This window comes from Methanobrevibacter oralis (genome assembly GCF_001639275.1).
GTDB lineage: Archaea > Methanobacteriota > Methanobacteria > Methanobacteriales > Methanobacteriaceae > Methanocatella > Methanocatella oralis.
Map to the genome: position 1 here is coordinate 1 of NZ_LWMU01000087.1, position 7949 is coordinate 7949.

At 28.6% G+C, this 7949-nt stretch carries 8 protein-coding genes; 5 read left to right on the top strand and 3 right to left on the bottom strand.

Going from position 1 to position 7949, the window contains the following annotated elements; translation table 11 throughout:
• The first annotated feature begins 309 nt into the window (after positions 1 to 309).
• Entirely contained in the window at positions 310 to 1056 is a 747-nt protein-coding gene (locus MBORA_RS07355) for an ABC transporter permease (protein WP_042692993.1), read from the top strand.
• An 8-nt stretch (positions 1057 to 1064) separates the two neighbouring features.
• Entirely contained in the window at positions 1065 to 1817 is a 753-nt protein-coding gene (locus MBORA_RS07360) for an ABC transporter ATP-binding protein (RefSeq protein ID WP_042692991.1), read from the top strand.
• Positions 1818 to 1821: 4 nt separating this feature from the next.
• Here MBORA_RS07360 and thiD read toward each other — a convergent pair whose 3' ends face one another.
• The 3 genes from thiD to proS are packed head-to-tail and all read right to left on the bottom strand — an operon-like array spanning position 1822 to position 4650.
• Positions 1822 to 2562 carry a bifunctional hydroxymethylpyrimidine kinase/phosphomethylpyrimidine kinase gene (thiD, locus tag MBORA_RS07365; RefSeq protein ID WP_042692988.1) on the bottom strand — a complete coding sequence of 247 codons (741 nt, stop codon included), beginning with the start codon at positions 2560 to 2562 and terminating at the stop codon, positions 1822 to 1824.
• Positions 2563 to 3237 (bottom strand): 2-phospho-L-lactate guanylyltransferase, encoded by a 675-nt coding sequence (gene cofC, locus MBORA_RS07370; protein ID WP_063720471.1) that lies wholly within the window; start codon positions 3235 to 3237, stop codon positions 2563 to 2565.
• A gap of 9 nt (positions 3238 to 3246) precedes the next feature.
• On the bottom strand, positions 3247 to 4650 hold the full coding sequence (proS, locus tag MBORA_RS07375; RefSeq protein WP_063720472.1) for a proline--tRNA ligase: 1404 nt from the start codon (positions 4648 to 4650) through the stop codon (positions 3247 to 3249).
• Positions 4651 to 6609: 1959 nt separating this feature from the next.
• Between proS and MBORA_RS07385 the strand changes: the two genes are divergently transcribed.
• From MBORA_RS07385 to MBORA_RS07395, 3 genes are all read left to right on the top strand, one after another.
• The gene (locus MBORA_RS07385; protein ID WP_042692983.1) at positions 6610 to 6930 is read left to right on the top strand and encodes a hypothetical protein; all 321 of its coding nucleotides are present in this window, start codon (positions 6610 to 6612) and stop codon (positions 6928 to 6930) included.
• A 129-nt stretch (positions 6931 to 7059) separates the two neighbouring features.
• Positions 7060 to 7413 (top strand): hypothetical protein, encoded by a 354-nt coding sequence (locus tag MBORA_RS07390; protein ID WP_156482704.1) that lies wholly within the window; start codon positions 7060 to 7062, stop codon positions 7411 to 7413.
• Positions 7414 to 7540: 127 nt separating this feature from the next.
• Positions 7541 to 7849, top strand: a complete 309-nt coding sequence (locus MBORA_RS07395; RefSeq protein ID WP_063720476.1) for a hypothetical protein — start codon at positions 7541 to 7543, stop codon at positions 7847 to 7849.
• Positions 7850 to 7949 lie beyond the last annotated feature (100 nt).

A 7949-nucleotide genomic window follows, 5' to 3' on the forward strand; every position in this document is an offset into this window, starting at 1 on the left:
TACTTAAAGAAAAAATTCTTCCCAGAATTACAAAAAATACATACACTTCCTTAAAAAAAGACACAAAGGAAAACTAGACTGTACTAACAATCAAATAGAAAATTACATTGGAAATACAATGCCCAAATCACACAAAAAGAAATTTAGAACATTAAAAGGAATATTCAACCAGATAATGCACCAAAAAGATGGCTGGATCGAAAAACGAAAACAAGAGCTAACAAATTGACAGTCCCTTTTTTTTTTAAACTTTTTATATTATAAAAACTTAATAATAAGTATATTAAATTTTTGTTAAGTGATTATGTGATGAATAAATATAATAATAAATTTACACCATTTATTTTACCTATTATTATAATTTTGTTTTGGTATTTAATAACTGGGGTTTTACATCTAGCTTCTCCTTATGTATTGCCAAGTCCTGTTGATGTTTGTATTTCAGCTTGGAATATTATTGTATCTGGAAAACTATTAACTAATACATTAGATACTTTATTTAAAGTATTTGCAGGTTTGATTCTTGCATCTATTATAGCTATTCCTTTAGGAATTCTTCTTGGTTGGTATTCAAAGTTGGAAGATATTTGTACATTTGTAATTAGTGTTTTAAGACCGATTCCACCTGTAGCATGGATTCCTTTTTCAATTTTATGGTTTGGTATTGGTACTGTTCCTGCAGTATTTATTATTTTCATGGGGTGTGTATTTCCAATATTAGTTTATACTATTGATGGTGTTAAAAGAACAGATAAAGTTTTAGTTGAATCTGCTCAAACATTAGGTGCTAGTGATTGGGATGTACTTAGAACTGTTGTTGTTCCATCTGTTGTTCCGTATGTAGTATCTGGTCTTAAAGTAGGCATTGGAATTGCTTTAATGTGTACTATTTCAGCAGAAATGATTGGTTCAAGCAGTGGTCTAGGGCACATGATTTTAATAGCTACTAATCTTTTTGATACAGGTACAACTGTTGTTGGTATGCTAGTAATAGGATTAATTGGATTAATCTTTGATGGCATATTTAATTACATTCAAAATAGAATATTCTGGTAGGTGTTATGATGACAATCGAAATTAAAAATATTAATAAATCATTTAAAACAAGAGGAAACAGTTTATTACCTGTTTTAGAAGATATTAATCTCATTATTGATGATGGAGAGTTAGTATGTCTTTTAGGTCCTTCTGGATGTGGTAAAACAACGCTTCTTCGTTTAATAGCCGGTCTTGATAAACCTACTTCTGGTGAAATTGTTGCTAATGGAGAAGTTGTTAAAAAACCTTCTGGAGACAGAGCAGTAATTTTTCAACAATACTCATTATTTCCATGGTTAAATGTTCTTCAAAATGTTATGTATGGTCTTGAGAGATCGGGTAAACATTCAAAAGAAGAAAATATTGCAGCTGCTGAGAGATATCTCAAAAGTGTTGATTTAATTGACTTTAAAGATAGCTATCCTCATGAACTTTCAGGTGGTATGAAACAAAGGGTTGCAATTATTAGATCTCTGTTAAATCATTCACCAATATTGCTTATGGATGAGCCATTTTCTGCAGTGGATATGCAAAATAGACATAGTCTTCAAGAACAACTGATTGGGGTTTGGAAAAGATTTGAAAATACGATTGTTTTTGTAACTCACGATGTAGATGAAGCTGTCTATCTTGCAGATAAAATTGTAATGCTTGATAAAAATCCCGGCCGTATTAAAGATATTGTTGAAGTGGATTTAGAACGTCCAAGAAAAAGGGAATCAATTGAATTTATTAAAATTCAAGAAGAAATTGTTGAAAATTTGGATATGGTGGAGTAATAGCTTATAAATCAGCTATTAAAGTCCCATATTTTCCATTTTTTATGCTTTTATATACATAATCAAAAGAGTTCCTACAGGCTTTTTCTAAATCATTTCCTTTTGCAAGGTATGCTGTTATAGCTGATGATAAATTACAACCCGTTCCATGCAAATTATCTGTTTTTAATAACTTTTGTTTGTAAATTGACACATTATTATCAATATTTAAAGTGTTTAGCCCATCTAAATGTCCGCCAGTTATAAGTGTATTGCATTTTTTAGCAAGTATTTTAGATGATATAACAGCATCATCAACATTTTTAATCTCCATATTAGTTAATTTTTCAGCTTCAGAAATATTAGGAGTTGTTAGGTAAGCTTTTGGAAGCAAATATTTATTTAAATCATGGCTTAAATCATCTTTAGCTAGATTTCCACCAGCAGTAGCTATCATAACAGGATCAACAATGGCTTTTAAGTCATATTCTTTAATTTTTTTAGCTATTGTTTTTATAGTGTCGGTTGAGTATAACATTCCAGTTTTTATAAATTCCACATCATGAAAATCAAGAACAGCATCAATTTGCTCTTCAACATACTCACTTTCAATTGCTTTAATAGAGTATACTTTATTGGGATTTTGAGATGTTAGTGCAGTTATTACTCCGTAACCATAAACACCAATTGCTTGAAATGTTTTAATGTCTGCAAAAACACCTGCTCCTGCTGATGGATCAACACCTGCTATTGACATTACAATCATTCAATCATCTCGTGTAACTCTTAATCTTTCGCTTCCATGATAAGACTCTACATTGACTTTCAGTTCTTTTAAGTATTTTCGTGTGTGTGTTTTATCTCCATGAATCATTATTTCTCCTAAATCTTCAGCAGTATTAACATCTAATGCCATAAACAGTGAATCATGAACTTGTGGATTTAGCTTTTTTCTTTCAGCTGCTTTTAAGTGTTCTTTATAGCTAAATCCTTCAAACCTTGTATGGATTGCCATGGGTTTCATTATTATCATATTAGTTCCACCACCTTTTGAAGGAACAATAATAAAGTCCAAGCTTTTTGATGCATCAATTAGCATTTTAATATTGGTTTTTCCAATTAAAGGTATGTCGGATGGTACAATTAAGATTTTTCTAGTTTTTTTAATACAATATTTCATAGCTTGCTTTAAAGCTCTATTTAAATTAGAATTATCATTTTCAATAATTGTATTTAATTTTAAGCTTTCAGCATAGTCTAAAACATCCTTGTCAGCACTTATAATGAATATTTTATCAACGTACTTTTTTAAGGCATCACTAACATCTCTTAACATAGCTTTTAATAGCTGTTCTCTTTCATCTTCTGACAAGAAAGGTGAAAGACGGGTTTTAGCATTTTTAAATTTGCTAACGGGGATTATTGCATAGATATCATCCATTTATATCACTTAATAAGTTTTAGCTATTAGTGCAAGGTATTTTGCATCTTCATTACTTGCTATACATTTTCCTTCACTAATCTCTTCTTTAATACCCAGAATATTATAACCAGTTTCATCTTCAATAGCTTTTCCACATTCTGTATCTCCACACCAATTAAATGCAACAACATTTCCATCTTCAATTAGTTTCGGAATTTCAGATAATGAACTAGCAAATTTATAATGTTCCTCTTGGAATTTTAGTCCAATTTTTGAGAGATTATTTGTAGTTTTATTAAGTAAGTCACAAACATTGTCATCCAAGTTGTCATCTAGTGTAATTTCGATTTTTTCTGTTTCATCTCTTCTCATAGCTATTGTAATATTGTTTTCTAAATCTCTTGGACCTAATTCAAGTTTTAAAGGAGTTCCTTTTAATTCCCAATCAAAGAATTTTTTACCTGGTCTAATATCTCTATCATCAATATTTACTCTAAGTCCTTTAGCTTCAAGTTGTTTTTTAATTTCCATACATTTAGCTAGAACTTCTTCTTTTCCTTTTTTAAATAAAATTGGAATTATTGTGACTTGATTAGGGGATACTTTTGGTGGAAGTCTTAAACCTTTTTCATCTCCGTGAATTCCAATAATTGAAGCTATTACTCTATCTGAAAGTCCAGCACAAGTTTGATAAACAAATTTATGCTCTCCATCTTTATCTTCAAAGGTTATGTCAAAGGTTTTTGCAAAAGTTTGACCTAAATTATGAATTGTACCAATTTGTAAGGTTTTTCCATCAGGCATGATTACATCAAAAGCCATAGTATAATCTGCTCCTGGGAATTTATCCCATTCTGGTCTTTTTGAGATTAAATAAGGAAGCCCTAATTCATCGAAAAATTCTTTATAAATTTCAATAAAGTCTTTGATTTGCTCATCAGATTCTTTTTTAGTTGCATGGGCAGTATGAGCTTCTTTAAAAGTAGTAATTTCACGCACACGAATTAATGGGCGTGTATGTTTAGTTTCATATCTAAATGTATTTACGATTTGATAATATTTTAATGGTAAGTCAATATGTGATCTAATCCATAGGGCATACATTGGATAAATTGCAGTTTCACTAGTTGGTCTTAAAGCTAGCTGTTCGTTTAATTCACTTTGACCTCCTTTGGTTACCCAATAGACTTCATCTTCAAATCCTTTTACATGAATTCCTTCTTTAGCTAATTCAGTTTCAGGAATAAGCATTGGAAATAATACCTCTTCATGGTCTTTATCTAATAATTTTTTAATAATTTCCATAGTGTGTTTTCTAATTTGAAAGCCATAAGGCATCCAAATAGCCATTCCTTTAATAGGATATCTTGAATCAGTTATATTAGCTTCTTCTAAAATGTTATGAAACCATTCACTAAAATTTTCCACCATATCACCTAATTTAATAATAATAAGATATTAGTTTTTAATTAGTATTAAATGTTTATTTTTCAATAGCGCTGGACTGTCAATTTGTTAGGTCTTTGACATATTTTTTTAGTTTTTTTTCCTTTTTCTTTGATTTTTTGTAGTGTTTTATGGTGTTTGTCATTCCTAGAAACTTAAGGTTTTTCATGCTGAGTATTTTTAATCATGTCTTGTTTTAATGATATTGTTAATAGTATTTTGTTGTTAATACTGCACTCCTATAAACTTAAGGATTTTTTCTTATTTTTCTAATATTTTTTTTACTTATTTTCTTTTAGTTTTGGTTGGATTTAGCTTATTTTATTTATATACTTCTGATTGTTTTTTAAATTTATTTATATTTGTTTTTAATAATTTTTAGTAGTTAATTTTAAATATTATTAAATATTATAGTATTTATATGTAATATTGATTGATTTAGTATTTGTATTGTATGATTAAACTGGTATTTTTGGGTGATTTTTGGGGATGTGCTTTGGATTTTTTTTCTGCAACTTTTTTAGATAATATTTAATAGGTTATGTTGGATGATAAATTATAAAACAGACATTAGGAAGCTTACTCGTAAAATAGGAAAGCGAGTTTTAAGGACTATTATGTTGTAATACAATTGTTTCAATGGTTTTTACGGGTTCAATGGAGGCTGTGAAATTATGTTCAAGAATGTTACTGGTCGGGAGGATTATTAGTATTTCAACATAGATATTGGTAAACAAAGAGGTTTATTTGAGTCCTATTCTTTAATAAAGGATCATGTTTAAGGATTATATTACTGAATTTTTACAAAAATTTTTAGTGCTGAATTTGAGAAAGATGGTTTATATTTGGGTTGCATGTGAATGGAAGTATAATGTAAATTGCCTAATACTATATATATATATACTCGTGAACAATTTGAAATTGAAAAGGATACTGCATTTTGAAAGGCATTGGCCAAATAGCAAGAGCATCATATTATTATTGATGTTTAACTCATGATTTGATTTTAACATCATGAATTAATGACACTACTAAAGTAACAGAAGTTGAAATGGACTAAAAATCACTTACAAGATTTAAATAAAGGATTTTAACCTTAAAAAAATTCGTTTTCATTTTTGACAGAAGGGATAATGAATCATATTGAGTTAATAAATTGGCATTATTAAATGGATCAAAATTAATATTTATTCGTCTTGGATTCAAGAACAATAAAAATATAAGAAAGACAAAAAAAAAATGGAATCTGATGGACGAATTTGTTAATAATTAAGAACAAAAGAATATTAAAGATCCTAAACTTAAAAAAAATGCTTAACAAGAAAATTATTAATAAACCTCAGAATAAACCAACAATATGGAACTAACCAACAACAAAGGAAGAAAAAATACACAAAAGACACTACTAAGCAAATCTACCAATAGAAAAATTCACAAAAAAAGATTTAAAAGACGCATATGGCCAAAGATGGTTAAATAGAAACAGACTACGATAGACTAAAAAAAAACATTTTTAGAACTAGAAAATTTCACAGGACACAGACGAACAATCATCGAACAAGATTATCTACTCCAAATATATTCAATGTTCAACCTACTAAATAATTGTACTAAAACTCGACACAGACAAGAAAAACACAAAGACAAAAACCAAAAACACGAATACCCAATATTAGACCTAAACCACCTAAATGCGAATACTCAACTACAAATTCAACCATATTAGCAATGGCCAACGAAAAAAAAAACAGACAAAAAAATAATCAAACAAATACTACAACTAGCACAAAACAAACTAGTAATCAAAAACGAAAAAAGAAAAAAACCCTCAAAACACCACAAAGGAGGACTACCAAAACAAAAAAAATTCAAACACAACGACAGAAAAGCATAAAAAAACAAGAAATTTAAATCAAAAAATCCTTAAGTTTATAGGAGTGATCTATGAAGTTTATTAATACTAATGAATCCGTACCTCTTAGTTGGTCTCATTTTAGTATTGTTGGTGCTGTGTCTAAAGATTATATTAATACTAAATTTAAAGTTGATGATTGTGTTGTTGAGAAAAGTGAAGTTATTAGTTATGGTCAATCTAGAAATTATGATATTAATAACGGTTTTGAATTAATTCAGTCTTTTGCTATTGTTAATAATAAAGTGGATTCTAATGTAATTAATGATTGGTTAAATGTTAGTGATTTTTATCCAGTTGGGGGTATGAAAGCAGGTTATGGTACTTTTTTAACTGCTTTAACTACTATTTGATTTAGTGATTTACTTGCTAATCAAGAAGCAGATAATTTTAATATTTCTTGGAATCGTAGTAATACTGTTGCTGTTTTATCAGGAATTTCTAATGAAGGTAAAGCATATATTCATTGTCCTGATGCAAGCATGAGAATGAATGTTCATGGGAATGAAACTTATCATAGTTTGTTCCGATATATTTGTTCAATACAATTACCTGGTGTTGAAGAATTAGCTTTAAGTTTATCTGGTGTTAAGATTAATCATTCTAGTTTGGATATTTTTAATATACTTAGCAATTCTTCTAGTTTTAATGTAAGTACTAAAGATAATGTTTCCACTATTAGTATTGATGGTTTGAATAATACTTACATTGTTGTTGATCATAATGATGGTATTGCTCGAGTGTTAGTATGTGAAAATGGTTTTGAATTTAAAGGTGTAGTTTCTGAATTAGGTTTTTTTTTGCTTTCATGGAGATTTAACAAAGAATTTAATTGATAATCTTCGTAATATTGCTGGGGGTGATGTTAAAAGTATTATTTCTAAAACAGTCAATATTACAAGTTCTTTCGACCTGGGTAATGATATATGGAATTTTTATGATATATTAAATATTGTATGGGGGTTGCCATTAGGTATTAAACTTATTATTTCAGGTTCTTTTTCAAAATTCTTTTTGGGCATGTCAGTTATGTTGATATTAGAAGGTCAAATTCTTTTAAAAATTAGAGATAAATACATTCCTGAAAATCATTGGCAATATTTTTCTTATCATCATGGTCCTCTTGAGGGTTATAAAGTATATACATTATTGACTGATGATGGTTATATAGATTATATTGAAGTTCCACCTAACCATAAAGGGGAGTTGGATAGAGAAAATGCTATTTATATTGATCATGAAAAAGGGACTGTCAATTTGTTAGCTCTTTGACATATTTTTTAGTTTTTTTTATTTTTCTTTGATTCTTTTTGTGTTTTCTGTTGTGTTTGTGAAAAGATTTAAATATTAGTTGTTGTTTTTCTTGTTGTGA